This is a genomic window from Lachnospiraceae bacterium KGMB03038 (assembly GCA_007361935.1).
Lineage (GTDB): Bacteria > Bacillota > Clostridia > Lachnospirales > Lachnospiraceae > Massilistercora.
This window is the reverse complement of the sequence record CP041667.1, coordinates 2,684,091-2,700,079: the sequence shown is the minus strand read 5'-3', so window position 1 is coordinate 2,700,079 and position 15,989 is coordinate 2,684,091. Positions and strand designations below refer to the sequence as shown.

Sequence of the window (15,989 nt, the reverse complement as noted above, 5' to 3'; positions counted from 1 at the left end):
CTGTTACAAGGATGTAAGCAAACAAAACAAGGAGGGAAAACAATATGTCAATCACAGCTGAAACAGCGAAAGAACATGCTCATGATCCTGCGGTATTGTGTTGCAGAGCCGAAGCTGGAATTACAATTGAGCCGGCAAACCTGGAGGACCCGGCAATCTTTGACGATCTGGTAGATTCCGGATTATTAAGCCTGGATGGCTGCCTGACCATTGAAGAAGTTTTAGGAGCAAAACTGACAAAGACTTGTGATTCTCTCTGCCCGCTGACTGCTGACGTTCTGGATGGCGTGAAAGCCCCAAGCGTACCGGCAGCAGAAGAAGCAGCAGAAGAGGAAGAAGCAGCGGCTCCAGTTGCGCCTGCAGCACCGGTTGCGCCGGCAGCAGGCGGCGTTATGAGAATCCACATCGGAGAAGGAAAGGATATCAACCTTGAGATTCCGGTTGGAGCGCTTGGAGCAGGCGGAGCGGCAGTTCCGGTACCGGCTGAGGCGGCAGCGGCGATTGAAGGCGCGGCAGCACCTGCAGAAGCTGGAGAAGAGAAGGTTGTAAGAACCCTGACAAGAAAGCACTTCACGATTACAGAGGTTAAGAGAGGACCAGAGACCAAGATCGAGGGAACTACTCTTTACATTCGTGAGGGAATTGAAGCTGATGTTATCGCAGATCAGGAATTGGTAAAAGATTTCCACTTGGAGATCATCACTCCTGACAACTATCATACCTATTCTGAGACTATCATGGATGTTCAGCCGATCGCTACAAAAGAAGGCGATGCTGACCTTGGTACTGGTGTGACAAGAGTTCTGGACGGCGTTGTAATGATGCTGACAGGTACAGACGAAGACGGTGTTCAGATTGGTGAGTTCGGTTCTTCTGAGGGATACCTGGATGAGAACATTATGTGGAATCGTCCTGGATGCCCGGATAAAGGCGAGATCTTCATCAAGGGTAACATTGTGATCCAGGAGAAGACCAACATGGAGCGTCGTGGACCTATGGCTGCCCACACCGCATTTGATATCATCACACAGGAAATCCGTGAAGTGATGAAAGAACTGGATGAAAGCCTTGTTGCTGAGACAGAAGAACTGAATCAGGTTCGCCGTCCTGGCAAGAAGAAAGTTGTTATTGTAAAAGAGATCATGGGACAGGGAGCTATGCATGATAACTTTATCCTGCCTGTAGAGCCTGTTGGAATCCTTGGCGCAAGAGCAAACGTAGACTTAGGAAACGTTCCGGTATGCGTATCTCCGTTGGAGGTTCTGGATGGATGTATCCACGCTCTTACCTGTATCGGACCTGCTTCCAAGGAAATGTCCAGACATTACTGGAGAGAGCCACTGGTTCTGGAAGCCCTGCATGATGAAGAAGTTGACCTTTGCGGCGTTGTATTTGTAGGAAGCCCGCAGATCAACGCAGAGAAGTTCTATGTATCCAAACGTGTTGGACACACCGTAGAAATGATGGACGTAGACGGAGCTTTCGTTACAACAGAAGGTTTCGGAAACAACCACATCGACTTCGCAAGCCATATCGAGCAGATCGGTATGAGAGGCGTGCCGGTAGTTGGTATGTCTTACTGTGCGGTACAGGGAGCTCTGGTTGTTGGTAACAAACACATGATGTACATGGTTGACAACAACAAATCTGAGTCCGGTATCGAGAACGAAGTTCTTGGCTGCAATACTCTTTGTGAAGAGGATGCGATCCGTGCTCTGGCTATGCTGAAGACAGCTATGGCTGGCGAGGAAGTAAAAGCTGCCGAGAAGAAGTGGAATCCGAACGTTAAATCTACAAACGTAGAGCTGATCGAAGCTGCTTACGGCAAGAAAGTTGACCTTGTTGATAACGAGCAGTCCCTGCCGATGAGCCAGAAACGTAAGGAAAAATACGACTAATCCAGGTGTTTCTAAATGAACAATGAACGCTTGAATTACGGTGACAAGATCATTTATATGGAAGGCGTGATCGTTGCTGTTGATGATTGCAGCATCAGCGTGGATCTGAAAGGGCGCCTGGGGTTCTTTAAAGCTCCAAAGCGAATGTTCATCTGCGACACAGAACCCAAAGTGGGGCAGGAAGTGGGATGGAACATGAGTTTCCCGGAGCAGCTGGGACCAGAGATAAATGATAAATATGTCAGCAACATTGAGAAAGAACGGCGCAAACAAGAAGAAATGCGTGCGCGTTTGGATAATAAGGAGGTCTAAAAATGAGTTTAACGGTTGTTAAAGGTTTACAATCTGAAATCTTCGTTCCTATTACTCCACCGGCAGTATGGACTCCTGTAACAAAAGAGCTGAAAGATATGTCTATCGCTCTTGCGACAGCAGCAGGTGTTCACAAGAAGGATCAGGAAAGATTTAATCTTGCTGGTGACTTCACCTGGAGAAAAATTGAGAACACCACACCATCTAGCGAACTGATGGTATCCCATGGTGGATATGACAACAGTGATGTTAACAAGGACATCAACTGTATGTTCCCGATCGACAGAATCCATGAACTGGCAGCAGAAGGCTTCATCAGAGCCTGCGCTCCGGTACACGCTGGATTCATGGGCGGTGGCGGAAACCAGGAGAAATTCAAAGGAGAGACTGGTCCGGCTATCGCACAGATGTTCAAAGAAGAGGATGTAGACGCAGTAATCCTCACCGCTGGCTGAGGTACCTGCCACCGCTCTGCAGTATTGGTGCAGAGAGCGATTGAAGAAGCTGGAATTCCTACAATTATTATTGCAGCTCTTCCTCCGGTTGTTCGTCAGACCGGTACTCCTCGTGCAGTTGCTCCGCTGGTTCCTATGGGAGCTAACGCTGGTGGACCGCACAATGTTGAACAGCAGACACAGATCGTAAAAGCGACACTTGAGCAGTTGATCAAGATCCAGACACCTGGAACGATCGTACCACTGCCATACGAGTATGTAGCTAAGATCTAAGGAATGTTTGGAAAGGGCAGATGTAAACATCTGCCCTTTTTTGAAAACAGCGAAATCGCAAAGCGATGGAGCTGGCGTTCTCGGGAAACTTAGGAGGTGAAAAGTTTGGCAGAAAAAGAAATTGATCTGAGACGTCTTGTGATCAAAGCTTTCCACATGACGGACGTAGAGTGGGGAGAGCATAATGATGTGACCGTTGACGGACATATGACGGTCAGTAAAGAGATGATCGATCAGCTTGTGGCAGAAGAAGAATATCTGGAAAAAATTGATATCCAGATCATAAAACCAGGGGATCATGACCGCTGGACGAATACAATCATGGACATTATTCCAATTTCTACGAAAGTCCTTGGAAAGCTGGGAGAAGGAATCACGCATACACTTACAGGCGTATATGTGATGCTCACAGGCGTGGATGTGAATGGGAAACAGTGTCACGAATTTGGGTCTTCAGAGGGCAATCTGAAAGAGCAGTTATACTTAAACCGGGCAGGAACACCGGGAGACAATGATTATATCATCTCTTTTGATGTAACATTGGCGGCAGGCATGGGACAGGAGCGGCCAGGTCCGACAGCGGCACACCGGGCATGTGATAAGTTTATCCAGACCTACCGTGATAAGATGAAGAAATTCAAAGGCGAGAAATGTACAGAACGTCATGAATATCATGATATTGTAAGACCTGGGAAGAAACGGGTGCTGATCGTAAAACAGGTGGCAGGCCAAGGGGCAATGTATGATACTCACCTGTTTGCGAAAGAGCCTTCCGGTGTAGAAGGCGGACGCTCGATCATCGATATGGGCAACATGCCGATTCTGGTTACGCCCAATGAATATAGGGACGGAATCATCCGGTCTATGCAGTAAGGAGGTGTAAGTATGGGAATCGGACCATCGACAAAAGAAACATCCCTGCATCATTTCAGAGATCCGCTTTTGGATGTAGTGTCCGCGGATACAGATTTGGATCTGATGGGAATCATTATTGTTGGAACACCAGATGATAATGAGGATAAGATGCTGGTAGGAACGAGAACCGCAGTCTGGGCGGAAGCTATGAGGGCGGATGGAGTGATCCTGTCTTCCGATGGCTGGGGGAACAGTGACGTGGATTATACCAACACCTGTGAACAGCTTGGTACAAGGGGAATTGCTGTGACCGGACTGAATTTTAGCGGTACGGTAGCGCAGTTTGTAGTAGTAAATGATTATCTGGATGGAATCATAGACATTAATAAGAGCGCTGACGGAACAGAAACGAATGTGGTAGGCGAGAATAATATGGTAGAGCTGGATTGTAAGAAGGCAACGGCGCTTTTGAAATTGAAAATGCGTCAGAACGACCAGAAAAGATAACATCCAGGAGTTCATGCAAGAAAAAGCACGACATTTTCATGCCGTGCTCTTTCTTTTGGTATGTCATTGAGAGGTTTTTTGTTGCATCGCAGTTTTGTTTATATCATATACAAAGCTGGGGAATGCTTTTCCAAAAAGGATGTATATATAATTTGGAGTCTGCCGCCGCAGGAGTAATCTTGGGGGGAATACTCGGCGGCGGCGCAACTGCAATAACAACCATATACAAATGGTCATCCGATGCGGATCAGATTTTAAAAAGGGCAGTCTCCAATCCTTTGGAAACCGCCTTTGGTTTTTGCCACATCCAAGATGGTTATAATATACCACCGGCCAGTGAAGAAGTCAATCTCCAGGGAAGAAAAACAGAAAATTTGTATAATTATACAATTATTGAAGAAAAATTGAATTTCCTTTGTAGAGTTTTAATAAGATACCAAGGTAAAACTGCGCTATATTAAAGTGAAATAAAGATATAAGATGGACCAGACGGATTATTTCGATTTTCCGGTGGGAAAAGCGACGGCGATATGATATAATACAGCTATCCGTGAGGAGAAAGTAGAGAGTCCACAGGAGAGAGAAAGATGGAAAAGAAAGAACAGATGGAATATACGGATCCGAGGAAAAATTATTACACCGTACATATCCGACGGGATACAAAATTAATGATGACGTTTATCAAGTTTCAAAATCGGGTCAGTCATCCCAGAGTAACCTTTAACTTGTTCGTCACAGGCGCGCTGCTGGCGGCTCTGCCTACGGTGATCAAAGGGATGGCGTTCCCGGGAGTGGTCATAAGCTATGGAATGGGAGGGCTTCTGATCCTGATGGCTCTGTTCCGCCAATATCTTACCCTGTCTATGATGAAAAGCAATCCGGAGATAAAAGAGAATGAAGAGATTAGATACTACTTTGGGAATTCCGGAGTTAGGGCGGTACATGAATCCTTTGAAGAAAATATGGGGTATTACAAGAATGTGTACCGCGTCTGGGAAGATGAAAAAACCTACTACGTGGGAATGAATGAAGAAGATCTTCTGATCCTTCCAAAAGAGGGCTTTGAAGAAGGGGATGAAAAAGAATTCCGGCAGTTTATGCTGGATAAGAGCGGAGCGGATTATCGATGGACTCCTGTAAGGGTTACAAACCAGTGGAAGAACTTTTTAGTAAATACAAAAAACAGGATTACACAGCTTAGGATGGAAGCCCAAGAGCAGGAAAAAGAAAAAAAGAAGTAGAATCAAGAAGAAAAAGGCGTTTGTATGGATTCCATACAAACGCCTTTCTTATGTTCTATATTCAGTTGATTAAGCTGCAGAGCCTTTCTTGATCGCGTCATGCAGATACAGGAATGCTGTGATGTAAACGATAACAGCGATAACCTTGGTCAAAGTATCCAGCGGTAAGCTGGAAACGAAAGCGTACGCTACATATACGCCGATCGCGCCAAAGATTGCCTGTGTCCAGCAAGCTACCATGTCGTATCTTCCCTGAGCGATGAATTTCGGGCCATTACCGAATGCCATCAGGTATGCGCAAGATCCCATCATAGCTGGGAACGCACATCCGGCATCCATACCAAGCGCCAAAACCATAGCCATACAAGGTGCGTACAGACCAACACCGATACTCATCAGAGCGCCGAAGATAAAGTTGCCGACAACGGCGATCACGAGTTTTACTCCGCGAAGTCCAAGCTCAGTACCAATCGTGCCGAAAGGTCCAACAGCGAAAACTTTCATAAGGATTACAGTAGCCAAGATAAACAAACCTACGAACAATGCGTAACGAACTTTCTTCCGGTCGAATTTGGTTACAATGTCGGCCATTACGAAAGAACCAGCTACAGAAGCAATCAGCATAAGTACAAGTGTCAGGATATCCATATCTACAAAACCAAAGAACAGGAACGCCTCCACACATACAGGGATTGTATCACCTACGTTCAGAGTACCAGGAACCAGGATATCGTCTACAGACTTCGTCAGCTTAAAGGAAGCAGAAGACGGAGCAAAAGAACCGATTCCCAAAGTATCCAGGAAGTTAGCTACAAATCCAGTAATAGAAGTAGCGATAAGGTTCTTTGGCTGTTTTCCCTTCGCCCACAGTTCCTCACCAGTCATTCCAGTTGCAGGATCTTTCTCCGGGTTTGCACGGAGCTGTTTGTTCTTTCTGAGCATCAGAACAATGTTCAGGATAATGCCGATCACGCACAATCCTTTCATGATATACATTGCCATAAAAACATCCCTCCAGATCATTGATATATGAAATTGTAAAGGTTACAAGCATATACATATTGTACAATCTCAAATCCACAACCCCCCGATTTGTTGTGGATTTGAATAAAATATGAATGCTCTATATGTATCCTACCAGAAGAATTGTTAAAAGTCAATCAAACCACGAAAAAAAGCGTGGCTAACCACGCTTTTTTTAAAATCTGTCCAATTATGTCTTTATTTTGATCTGCTGGCATCGTGGAAAAACAGGAGCGCGCAGATTACCATGACTACGCATACCAAGTAAGTCAGCAAAGTAAGCGGCAGCGATGTTACGATAAATCCAGCGATCAGAACACCGATGGATCCGGAGATGATCATAGGGATCGTGGCGGCTCTCTGATATTTTCCTTCCTTAATAAAGGTAATTCCGCAGGCCGGACACAGGAACGCGCAGGAACCCATCATGATCGGGAAGGCCACATCCGCGCTCATGCCAAGCAGGAGTACAAGAGCCATACAAGGAGCATATAAGCCGATGCCTGCCGTCATAAGAACACCCAGGATAAAGTTGGCGATCACACCGATCGCCAGCATTGCGCCGGACAGCCCCCTGGCGGTGCCGATCATGCCGAATGGCCCCACGGCGTTGATCTTACACAATGTAATGGCCGCGACGATCAAGAGAGCAACACCCATAATGACACGAATCTTCATGATATCCATTTTGGATATGATCTTAGCTCCGAGTACAGAGCCTATGATGGCGGCAGCGATCATTAAGACCAGAGTCAGAGGATCCACATCGATCCGAGTCATAGTAATGGTAGCTTCCACGCAGATCGGGATACCAAAAGCTACATTTAGAGTTCCGGGGATCAAGTCGTCAGAGACAGCCTTGTTGAACTTCCATGCGGAAGTGGCGATGGCATAGCTTCCAATTCCCAGAGTGTCAAAAAAGTTTGCTACCGCGCTGACAAGTACATTGTACCCCATTTTTGTCTTGTCGAGTTCGTCTTTGTGGGCGATCACGTCTTTGGCCAGTATGACGAAAAATACTGCGGCAAAGGCCCACATGATGATAAGTAAGATAGTTGCGGCGCTCATAAAACCTCTCCTTCCTTTTTATGGATAATATCCAAATTTATTTTAAAATACCAAAGAGTGTCAGAAGAATGACGATCATAAAGAAAGGAACCACTGCAACGGTCAAAATCTTTTCATAGGTCGTAACCGTACCAAATTTACCGTTGTTGGTAACTTCTTTTTCATAGTTCTTAAATCCCCATACCTTAGCGATAAAAACACAGACCAGGATACATCCGATCGGCATCAGGAGATATGCGGAGAAGGTATCCAGCCAGTCGTATATACCAAGCGGGACATAGCCGGTGGCATCGAACCACGGGAGCTTCACATCGCTGAGTATTCCAAAGCCGAGAGAAGCGAAGATATTGCCGATGCCGATGATGGCGGCGGTCAGCAGGGTTGCTTTTGTCCGTCCCATATGTTTGTTGTCTTCGAAGGTCCGGATGGAGATTTCGAAGAAGCTGAACAGGGAGGACAATACCGCGAAAAGGATCGCCAGGAAGAAACAGATCCCGATGAATCTTCCGCCGGGCAGTTTGTCAAAGATATCCGTCATAACATTGAAGACCAGGCTTGGTCCCGCGGATTCGATATCCACACCGCCGGAGAAAGCGGAAGGTACGACTACAAATCCCGCCAAGATCGCGGCGGCTGTATCAAAGACGGAAACCATGACCGCATCGCTTTTCAGATTATTCTCCTTTGGAATGTTGGCGCCCAGTGTGACATACAGACCCCAGCCGATGCCAACGGAGAACAGAACCTGTACCGCCGCCTGAGCGAAAGTATTGAAGCTGAACTTGCTGAAATCCGGAAGCAGATAGTATTTCACGCCTTCCATGGCGTTTTCGTTTACGAATAACGCCCAGATCCCGCAGATGATCAGCAAGGCAAAAAGTGTAGGCATCATGACTTTGGCTATTTTTTCTACAGTGTTTGTGATGCCGAAATACAGGACAACTGATACAAATATCAGAATAAGCATAGCCCAAATAATCGGTTCAACGGTCGAGGTGGTAAAAGCGTCAAAATATGCTTGTTTGTCAGAGCCGAAATCACCGCTGATGATATACTGAGAGGTGTATTTTGCCACCCATCCGCCGACAACAACATAATACATACAGATCATGATCGTACAGATGGTGGCGATCCAGCCGGCGAATCCCCACCTTTTATTGATTCGCTGGAAAGCGGTTACCGTATCTTTTCCTGTGTAGCGTCCAATAGCGGTCTCCATCTGCACCATCGGGTGCCCCATCAGCGCGACAACGATGATATAGACGACCAGGAATACACCTCCGCCGCCTTGATAGGCAAGATAAGGGAAACGCCAGATATTTCCCAGACCTATGGCGGCGCCTGCCGCTACCATGAGATAGCCAAAACGAGAGCCCCATTGACGAGTTTCTGAGTTTGTCTGATTACTCATAATCACACGTCCTTTCTTGCGGAGAATGTCAAGATTCCTGTTGTGCCGGCAAATGATGAAATATGATACATTACTCCTTTTTGGATGGATCAAGAAATAAAAAAAGGCGCTCGCCACGAATTGTGAGAGCACCTTTTTTACTCAATCCTCTTTTTCAGTATATCGCTTTGTGAAGGAAGTGTCAATAAGAATATTAGAAAAACTAATATCAACATTAGAAAAAGTTATACCTTGTCCCTGAAAATTCTAGTCATCCAGTAAAAAATCTTTTGCATACTCCAGGAAAATCCGGGAAGCCGGAGAAAGATCCTTAAAGGATGCGTAAGCCAGGCCAAGCTGGCGGGAAACCCCAGGCCTGATCCGGCGGCAGACAAACCCGCCTACCTGCCCTCTTAAGAGGAGTCCTGGAAGGATCGTGATGCCAAGGCCATGCTCTACCATAGAGAGCACGGAGAATTCATTGATAGAGACATATCGAATATCCGGTTTGATGTGATACTGTTTAAGAACACGGTGGATATCGCTGCCCGGCGCGTATTCTGTGGTAACAAACGGGACGCCTTCGAATTTCTCGATCGGGATCTCATCGTAATCTGTAAAGGGATGTCCCTCTGGAAGGACCGCGAATAATTCATCATCCATAACAGGAAGGAAATCATAATGATGGCCCGTCTGATAGCTTAGGAACCCGATATCGACCCGGCGTTCTTGGATCCAGTCGGCCAGTTCGCCTTCCAGTCCTTCCACGATTTTAAAATGGATATCAGGATGACAGCGCTGGAATTCCTGGATGATCTTGGGAATCCAGTGGATAGAACAACTCAGGTACGTGCCGATTTTGATCACGCCTATTTGAGCGCCCTTTAAAGAAGCGATCTCCTGACGCACGACCTCATCGGCGTTTAAAAGAGCGCGGACAGAAGGAATCAGAGACTGGGCCTCTCTGGTCAGCCGCATTCCATGGCTGTCTTTGACAAATAGGGAGAAGCCGACGTCCTTTTCCAGAGCTTTCATCATCTGGGTGATGCCTGATTGAGTGTATCCCAGTTCTTCCCCGGCTCGGGTGAAACTGCCAAAATCATCGACCGCCAGCATGACCTTCCATCTTTTGAGATCCATAGTCTTTACAACTCCTTCCTAATAACCGTACAATAGAATCCGTGATCACTTGTTATAGTAGCGGAAACGATAAAGAAACACAAGAGATAAAACAGCAGGGAGCGGATAAGAAATAAAAAAACGTATATTGTACGAAAAAAAATACAAGAATTAGAAGAAAAGCCTTGAAAAAAATGGAATCATCAGATATACTGAAAAAGCTGTGACATTGATAGCTGTGAAGCGTGAGGTTGCTGCCCTTAAGTGGCAGGTTTTCCGTGGAGCGAATGTCAAGTTAGGAAACTGGCGACAAGTCACTGTACGAACAAAAAAAGCCGCGTAGAGACGTGGCGTCCTGTGTGAAAAGCTCACGACACACACGGGAGAGTGTACAGTCACCGCTTGTCGTACTGAAGTGAAAAGTACGAAAAGGAGGCGACTTTTTTTATGGCAAGTCAAGTAATGAGAATCACACTGAAAGCGTATGACCATCAGCTGGTGGATGCATCCGCGAAGAAAATCATCGACACTGTTAAGAAGAATGGATCACAGGTGAGCGGACCGGTACCGCTTCCGACGAAAAAGGAAGTAGTTACTATCTTAAGAGCGGTTCATAAATACAAAGATTCCAGAGAGCAGTTCGAGCAGAGAACTCATAAAAGACTGATCGATATCATCACACCGACCCAGAAGACGGTAGATGCGTTGTCCAGACTGGAAATGCCGGCAGGTGTGTATATTGATATCAAAATGAAAACCAAATAAGAACACAGTAATTCCTAACATTTAGGATGAACGTCTGGAAAAGACGTTCCGCTGTAAATCACAGGAGGTATTTATAATGAAGAAAGCGATTTTGGCTACCAAGGTGGGGATGACCCAGATCTTCAATGAAGATGGAACACTGACGCCGGTTACCGTGCTTCAGGCTGGACCCTGTGTAGTAACACAGATCAAGACGGTTGAGAATGACGGATATGACGCGGTGCAGGTGGGATTTGTTGACAAGAAAGACAAGATTGTCAATAGAGACAAAGGCGGAAAGAAAGAGATCGTACACCGCCACGGAGTGACCAAGGCTGAGCAGGGACATTTCGCGAAAGCTGGCGTGTCAGGAAAGAGATTCGTTAGAGAGTTTAAGTTTGAGAACGCAAGTGAGTATGAGCTTGCGCAGGAAATCAAAGCTGATATTTTTGAGGCTGGCGACAAAGTTGACGCTACAGCAATCTCCAAAGGTAAGGGATTCCAGGGCGCCATCAAGAGACATGGACAGCACAGAGGACCTATGACTCATGGTTCTAAGTTCCATCGCCACGCGGGTTCCAACGGAGCCGCTTCTGATCCGAGCAAAGTATTCAAAGGAAAGAAGATGCCTGGACAGATGGGCAACAAGAAAATCACCATCCAGAACCTGGAGGTTGTGCGTGTAGACGCGGAGAACAACCTGCTGCTGATCAAGGGTTCTGTACCGGGACCAAAGAAATCTCTGGTAACGATCAAAGAAGCGGTAAAAGCGAACTAGGTTTTGACGAGGAAGGAGGAGACTTAAGATGGCAAACGTATCTGTTTATAATATCGAAGGTAAAGAAGTTGGTACGATCGATTTAAGCGATGCGGTATTTGGTGTTGAGGTAAACGAGCACCTGCTGCATATGGCGGTCGTAAGCCACCTTGCGGCAAAACGTCAGGGAACACAGAAGGCCAAGACACGTTCTGAAGTTTCTGGCGGAGGAAGAAAACCATGGAGACAGAAAGGAACAGGCCACGCAAGACAGGGCTCCACAAGAGCGCCACAGTGGACAGGCGGCGGAATTGTATTCGCTCCGGTGCCGAGAGACTATTCCTTTAAGATGAATAAGAAAGAGAAAAGAGCGGCTCTGAAATCTGCGCTTACTTCCAGAGTAGAAGAGAAGAAATTTATCGTAGTTGATAAGCTGGCATTTGACGAGATCAAAACAAAGAACTTCGCAAATGTGCTGAAAAACCTGGACGTAACAAAGGCGTTGGTTGTATTGGAAGATGGAAACACAAACGCTGAACTGTCAGCAAGAAATATCGCTGATGTTAAGACGGCTAAGATCAACACCATCAACGCGTACGATGTTATGAAGTATAACACAGTGATCGCGACAGAAGCTGCGGCCCGCAATATCGAGGAGGTGTACGCATAATGGCTAATATTCAATATTATGATGTCATCCTGAAGCCGGTTGTGACAGAGAAGAGTATGGAGCTTATGGGAGAAAAGAAATATACCTTCCTGGTTCATCCTGAAGCAACCAAATCCCAGGTTAAAGAAGCGGTAGAGAAGATGTTTGACGGAGCGAAAGTAAAAAGCGTCAACACCATGAACTATGATGGAAAGAAGAGAAGAGTGCGCGGAACCATGCAGTTTGGAAAGACCGCAAAGAGCAAAAAAGCTGTTGTACAGCTTACCGCGGACAGCGCTGATATCGAGATCTTCGAGGGGTTATAAGACTTAACGAAATCAAGCGATAGCGCAGATTGAGTTCTAGTCGGACCCCGTTCGCTGAGATTGGCGAGGTATCATACGAGCCTAGCGAAGCGAACATACGCGTTAAGACTTAACGAAATCAAGCGATAGCGAAGCTTGAGCCTAGCGAGAAGAACTTCCTTGCGAACATACCCGTTAAGACAGCGCAGATAAACGGATAGAAACCGTGATAATAAACAATCGAAAGGAGAACAATCATGGGAATCAAAACATATCGCCCATATACACCGTCCAGAAGACAGATGACCGGTTCTGATTTCTCTGAGATCACGAAGACCGTGCCGGAGAAATCTCTGCTGGCGCCAAAGAGCAGACAGGCAGGACGTAATAATCAAGGTAAGATCACAGTAAGACACCGCGGAGGCGGCGCAAAGAGAAAATACAGACTCGTTGACTTCAAGAGAAGAAAAGATGGAATCAGCGCAAAAGTTATCGGAATTGAGTACGATCCAAACAGAACAGCGAATATCGCGCTGATCTGCTACGAAGATGGAGAAAAGGCATACATCCTGGCTCCGGAAGGACTGAAAGTCGGCATGAAGGTTATGAATGGGCCGGAAGCCGAGGTGAGAGTAGGAAACTGCCTGCCCCTTTCTGAGATTCCGGTAGGTACTCAGATCCACAACATCGAGCTGTATCCGGGAAGAGGCGGACAGATGGTTCGTTCCGCTGGAAACAGCGCGCAGCTGATGGCGAAAGAAGGAAAATACGCGACTCTTCGTCTTCCTTCTGGAGAGATGAGAATGGTTCCGATGATCTGCAGAGCTTCTGTAGGAGTTGTAGGAAACTCTGAGCACAATCTGATCAATCTTGGAAAAGCAGGACGTAAACGTCACATGGGTATCAGACCGACCGTTCGTGGTTCTGTTATGAACCCGAATGACCATCCGCATGGCGGTGGTGAAGGCAAGACCGGTATCGGACGTCCGGGTCCATGCACACCGTGGGGCAAACCGGCGCTTGGCCTGAAGACCAGAAAGAGAAACAAATCTTCAAACAAACTGATTGTAAGAAGAAGAGACGGAAAAGCGATCAAATAGTTTTCATTAAGGAGGTTAGAACCTATGGCACGTTCTATTAAAAAAGGACCATTTGCAGACGCGAGCCTGCTGAAGAAGATTGACGCGATGAACGCTGCGGGTGAGAAATCAGTCATCAAGACCTGGTCCCGCCGTTCTACCATCTTCCCAAGCATGGTTGGACATACAATTGCCGTTCATGACGGAAGAAAACATGTTCCGGTATATGTAACAGAAGATATGGTTGGACATAAGCTTGGCGAATTTGTGGCAACCAGAACATACAGAGGACATGGAAAAGACGAGAAGAAATCAAAGGTAAGATAATCAGATTGTGAAAGGAGGGCTTATCCATGGCGAAAGGACATAGATCCCAGATCAAGAGAGAAAGAAATGCGAATAAGGATACGAGACCGTCAGCAAAACTGTCTTACGCAAGGGTTTCTGTTCAGAAAGCGTGTTTCGTATTGGACGCCATCAGAGGTAAGGATGTAACGACAGCACTTGGTATTTTAACTTACAATCCAAGATATGCTTCCAGTTTAATAAAGAAATTATTAGAGTCAGCGATCGCGAACGCTGAGAACAATAATGGCATGAATGTTGAGAATCTTTATATCGCGGAGGCTTACGCGAACAAAGGACCAACAATGAAGCGAATCAGACCGAGAGCACAGGGAAGAGCTTACAGGATCGAGAAGAGAATGAGCCACATTACACTTGTGCTGGATGAAAGATAAGGAGGGCAATCATGGGACAGAAAGTTAATCCTCATGGCTTGAGAGTCGGAATCATCAAAGACTGGGATTCCAGATGGTATGCGGAGAAAGACTTCGCTGACTACCTGGTGGAAGACCATGAGATCAGAACGTATCTTAAGAAGAGATTATATAACGCAGGCGTCTCCAGAATGGAGATCGAAAGAGCGTCTGACCGTGTGAAGATCGTGATCTACACCGCGAAACCAGGTGTTGTGATCGGTAAAGGCGGATCAGAGATCGAGAAAGTAAAAGGCGAACTCGCTCGCTTTACAGATAAGAAACTCATCATCGACATCAAAGAGATCAAGAGACCGGATAAGGATGCGCAGCTTGTGGCTGAGAACATCGCTCAGCAGCTTGAGAACCGTATTTCCTTCCGTCGTGCAATGAAATCCTGCATGTCCAGAACTATGAAGTCAGGAGCCCTTGGAGTAAAGACTGCTGTAGCAGGCCGTCTTGGCGGAGCTGATATGGCTCGTACTGAGTTCTACAGCGAGGGTACTATTCCGCTTCAGACATTAAGAGCAGACATTGACTACGGATTCGCTGAAGCAGACACCACTTACGGCAAGATCGGCGTAAAAGTGTGGATCTACAAAGGCGAGATTCTTCCGGAAAAAGCGGCAAAGGAAGGGAGCGATAAATAATGTTAATGCCAAAAAGAGTAAAACGTCGTAAACAGTTCCGCGGCTCCATGAAAGGAAAAGCGCTCCGTGGAAATAAGATTACAAACGGTGAATATGGTATCGTTGCAATGGAACCCTGCTGGATCCGTTCTAACCAGATCGAGGCCGCCCGTATCGCGATGACACGTTACATCAAGCGTGGCGGTAAAGTATGGATCAAAATATTCCCGGATAAACCTGTAACCACGAAACCAGCCGAGACACGTATGGGTTCCGGTAAAGGAACTCTGGAATACTGGGTAGCAGTTGTAAAGCCAGGACGCGTAATGTTCGAGATCGCAGGCGTATCAGAAGAAGTCGCAAAAGAAGCTCTCCGTTTGGCAACTCACAAGCTGCCATGTAAATGTAAAGTCGTTTCTCGCGCAGACTTAGAAGGCGGTGATAACAGTGAAAATTAATGCATTTGTAGAAGATTTAAAAACAAAATCAGCTGCAGAGCTGAACGAAGAATTAGTAGCTGCTAAAAAGGAACTTTTCAACTTGAGATTCCAGAATGCAACGAATCAGTTGGATAATACAAGCAGGATCAAAGAAGTAAGAAGAAACATTGCCAGAATTCAGACAGTCATCACTGAAAAGAAAGGGGTGTAAACCATGGAAAGAAATCTTAGGAAAACCCGTGTGGGCAAGGTGATCAGTAATAAAATGGATAAAACCATCGTTGTCGCGGTAGAGGACCATGTAAAACATCCGCTTTACAAGAAAATCGTAAAGAGAACCTACAAGCTGAAAGCGCATGACGAGGCGAACGAGTGTAACATCGGCGACAAGGTAAGAGTTATGGAGACAAGACCGCTGTCCAAGGATAAGAGATGGAGACTTGTCGAAGTTATGGAGAAAGTAAAATAGTATAAGGAGGGAAACCTG

22 protein-coding genes are annotated in these 15,989 nt (G+C 46.3%); 18 read left to right on the top strand and 4 right to left on the bottom strand.

The annotated features are described in order from the left end of the window. The first annotated feature begins 44 nt into the window (after nucleotides 1-44). From prdA to FND36_13230, 7 genes are all read left to right on the top strand, one after another. Nucleotides 45-1,898 (top strand): D-proline reductase (dithiol) proprotein PrdA, encoded by a 1,854-nt coding sequence (prdA, locus tag FND36_13260; protein ID QDW74928.1) that lies wholly within the window; start codon nucleotides 45-47, stop codon nucleotides 1,896-1,898. Nucleotides 1,899-1,913: 15 nt separating this feature from the next. Further along, nucleotides 1,914-2,210: a hypothetical protein gene (locus tag FND36_13255; protein QDW74927.1), complete on the top strand. Its 297-nt coding sequence runs from the start codon at nucleotides 1,914-1,916 to the stop codon at nucleotides 2,208-2,210. A gap of 2 nt (nucleotides 2,211-2,212) precedes the next feature. Next, nucleotides 2,213-2,938 (top strand): D-proline reductase (dithiol) protein PrdB, encoded by a 726-nt coding sequence (gene prdB, locus FND36_13250; GenBank protein QDW74926.1) that lies wholly within the window; start codon nucleotides 2,213-2,215, stop codon nucleotides 2,936-2,938. Nucleotides 2,939-3,043: 105 nt separating this feature from the next. Next, nucleotides 3,044-3,811, top strand: a complete 768-nt coding sequence (gene prdD / locus FND36_13245; protein QDW74925.1) for a proline reductase cluster protein PrdD — start codon at nucleotides 3,044-3,046, stop codon at nucleotides 3,809-3,811. A gap of 12 nt (nucleotides 3,812-3,823) precedes the next feature. After that, nucleotides 3,824-4,300, top strand: a complete 477-nt coding sequence (locus tag FND36_13240; GenBank protein QDW74924.1) for a proline reductase — start codon at nucleotides 3,824-3,826, stop codon at nucleotides 4,298-4,300. 152 nt (nucleotides 4,301-4,452) lie between these two features. Further along, a complete protein-coding gene (locus tag FND36_13235; protein ID QDW74923.1) occupies nucleotides 4,453-4,761 on the top strand; it encodes a hypothetical protein in 309 nt (102 codons plus the stop codon). 126 nt (nucleotides 4,762-4,887) lie between these two features. Beyond that, entirely contained in the window at nucleotides 4,888-5,541 is a 654-nt protein-coding gene (locus FND36_13230) for a YcxB family protein (GenBank protein QDW74922.1), read from the top strand. A gap of 69 nt (nucleotides 5,542-5,610) precedes the next feature. Here FND36_13230 and FND36_13225 read toward each other — a convergent pair whose 3' ends face one another. From FND36_13225 to FND36_13210, 4 genes are all read right to left on the bottom strand, one after another. Next, entirely contained in the window at nucleotides 5,611-6,537 is a 927-nt protein-coding gene (locus FND36_13225) for a TSUP family transporter (GenBank protein QDW75636.1), read from the bottom strand. A gap of 225 nt (nucleotides 6,538-6,762) precedes the next feature. Further along, a complete protein-coding gene (locus tag FND36_13220; protein ID QDW74921.1) occupies nucleotides 6,763-7,632 on the bottom strand; it encodes a sulfite exporter TauE/SafE family protein in 870 nt (289 codons plus the stop codon). A 37-nt stretch (nucleotides 7,633-7,669) separates the two neighbouring features. Continuing rightward, nucleotides 7,670-9,043 carry a sodium-dependent transporter gene (locus FND36_13215; protein ID QDW74920.1) on the bottom strand — a complete coding sequence of 458 codons (1,374 nt, stop codon included), beginning with the start codon at nucleotides 9,041-9,043 and terminating at the stop codon, nucleotides 7,670-7,672. 246 nt (nucleotides 9,044-9,289) lie between these two features. Continuing rightward, nucleotides 9,290-10,162, bottom strand: a complete 873-nt coding sequence (locus tag FND36_13210; GenBank protein QDW74919.1) for a LysR family transcriptional regulator — start codon at nucleotides 10,160-10,162, stop codon at nucleotides 9,290-9,292. A gap of 426 nt (nucleotides 10,163-10,588) precedes the next feature. On the opposite strand from FND36_13210, the gene rpsJ reads away from it, so the two are divergent. The 11 genes from rpsJ to rpsQ all read left to right on the top strand — a co-directional run bounded on the left by rpsJ (nucleotide 10,589) and on the right by rpsQ (nucleotide 15,971). Continuing rightward, nucleotides 10,589-10,906, top strand: coding sequence for a 30S ribosomal protein S10 (rpsJ, locus tag FND36_13205; protein ID QDW74918.1), 318 nt, complete (start codon nucleotides 10,589-10,591; stop codon nucleotides 10,904-10,906). Nucleotides 10,907-10,982: 76 nt separating this feature from the next. Then, a complete protein-coding gene (locus FND36_13200) occupies nucleotides 10,983-11,663 on the top strand; it encodes a 50S ribosomal protein L3 (protein ID QDW74917.1) in 681 nt (226 codons plus the stop codon). A gap of 28 nt (nucleotides 11,664-11,691) precedes the next feature. After that, nucleotides 11,692-12,312 (top strand): 50S ribosomal protein L4, encoded by a 621-nt coding sequence (rplD, locus tag FND36_13195; protein QDW74916.1) that lies wholly within the window; start codon nucleotides 11,692-11,694, stop codon nucleotides 12,310-12,312. After that, the gene (locus FND36_13190) at nucleotides 12,312-12,617 is read left to right on the top strand and encodes a 50S ribosomal protein L23 (protein ID QDW74915.1); all 306 of its coding nucleotides are present in this window, start codon (nucleotides 12,312-12,314) and stop codon (nucleotides 12,615-12,617) included. Before rplD ends, FND36_13190 begins: the two co-directional genes overlap by 1 nt. 236 nt (nucleotides 12,618-12,853) lie before the next feature. After that, a complete protein-coding gene (gene rplB, locus FND36_13185) occupies nucleotides 12,854-13,696 on the top strand; it encodes a 50S ribosomal protein L2 (protein QDW74914.1) in 843 nt (280 codons plus the stop codon). 24 nt (nucleotides 13,697-13,720) lie between these two features. Then, entirely contained in the window at nucleotides 13,721-14,002 is a 282-nt protein-coding gene (gene rpsS / locus FND36_13180) for a 30S ribosomal protein S19 (GenBank protein ID QDW74913.1), read from the top strand. Nucleotides 14,003-14,028: 26 nt separating this feature from the next. Then, complete coding sequence (locus tag FND36_13175) at nucleotides 14,029-14,415, top strand: 50S ribosomal protein L22 (protein QDW74912.1); 387 nt, start codon at nucleotides 14,029-14,031, stop codon at nucleotides 14,413-14,415. 11 nt (nucleotides 14,416-14,426) lie between these two features. Continuing rightward, nucleotides 14,427-15,083, top strand: a complete 657-nt coding sequence (rpsC, locus tag FND36_13170) for a 30S ribosomal protein S3 (protein ID QDW74911.1) — start codon at nucleotides 14,427-14,429, stop codon at nucleotides 15,081-15,083. Further along, a complete protein-coding gene (rplP, locus tag FND36_13165; protein ID QDW74910.1) occupies nucleotides 15,083-15,520 on the top strand; it encodes a 50S ribosomal protein L16 in 438 nt (145 codons plus the stop codon). The genes rpsC and rplP overlap by 1 nt, the downstream gene beginning before the upstream one ends. Further along, nucleotides 15,510-15,713 (top strand): 50S ribosomal protein L29, encoded by a 204-nt coding sequence (locus tag FND36_13160; protein QDW74909.1) that lies wholly within the window; start codon nucleotides 15,510-15,512, stop codon nucleotides 15,711-15,713. Before rplP ends, FND36_13160 begins: the two co-directional genes overlap by 11 nt. A 3-nt stretch (nucleotides 15,714-15,716) precedes the next feature. Further along, a complete protein-coding gene (gene rpsQ / locus FND36_13155) occupies nucleotides 15,717-15,971 on the top strand; it encodes a 30S ribosomal protein S17 (protein QDW74908.1) in 255 nt (84 codons plus the stop codon). Nucleotides 15,972-15,989 lie beyond the last annotated feature (18 nt).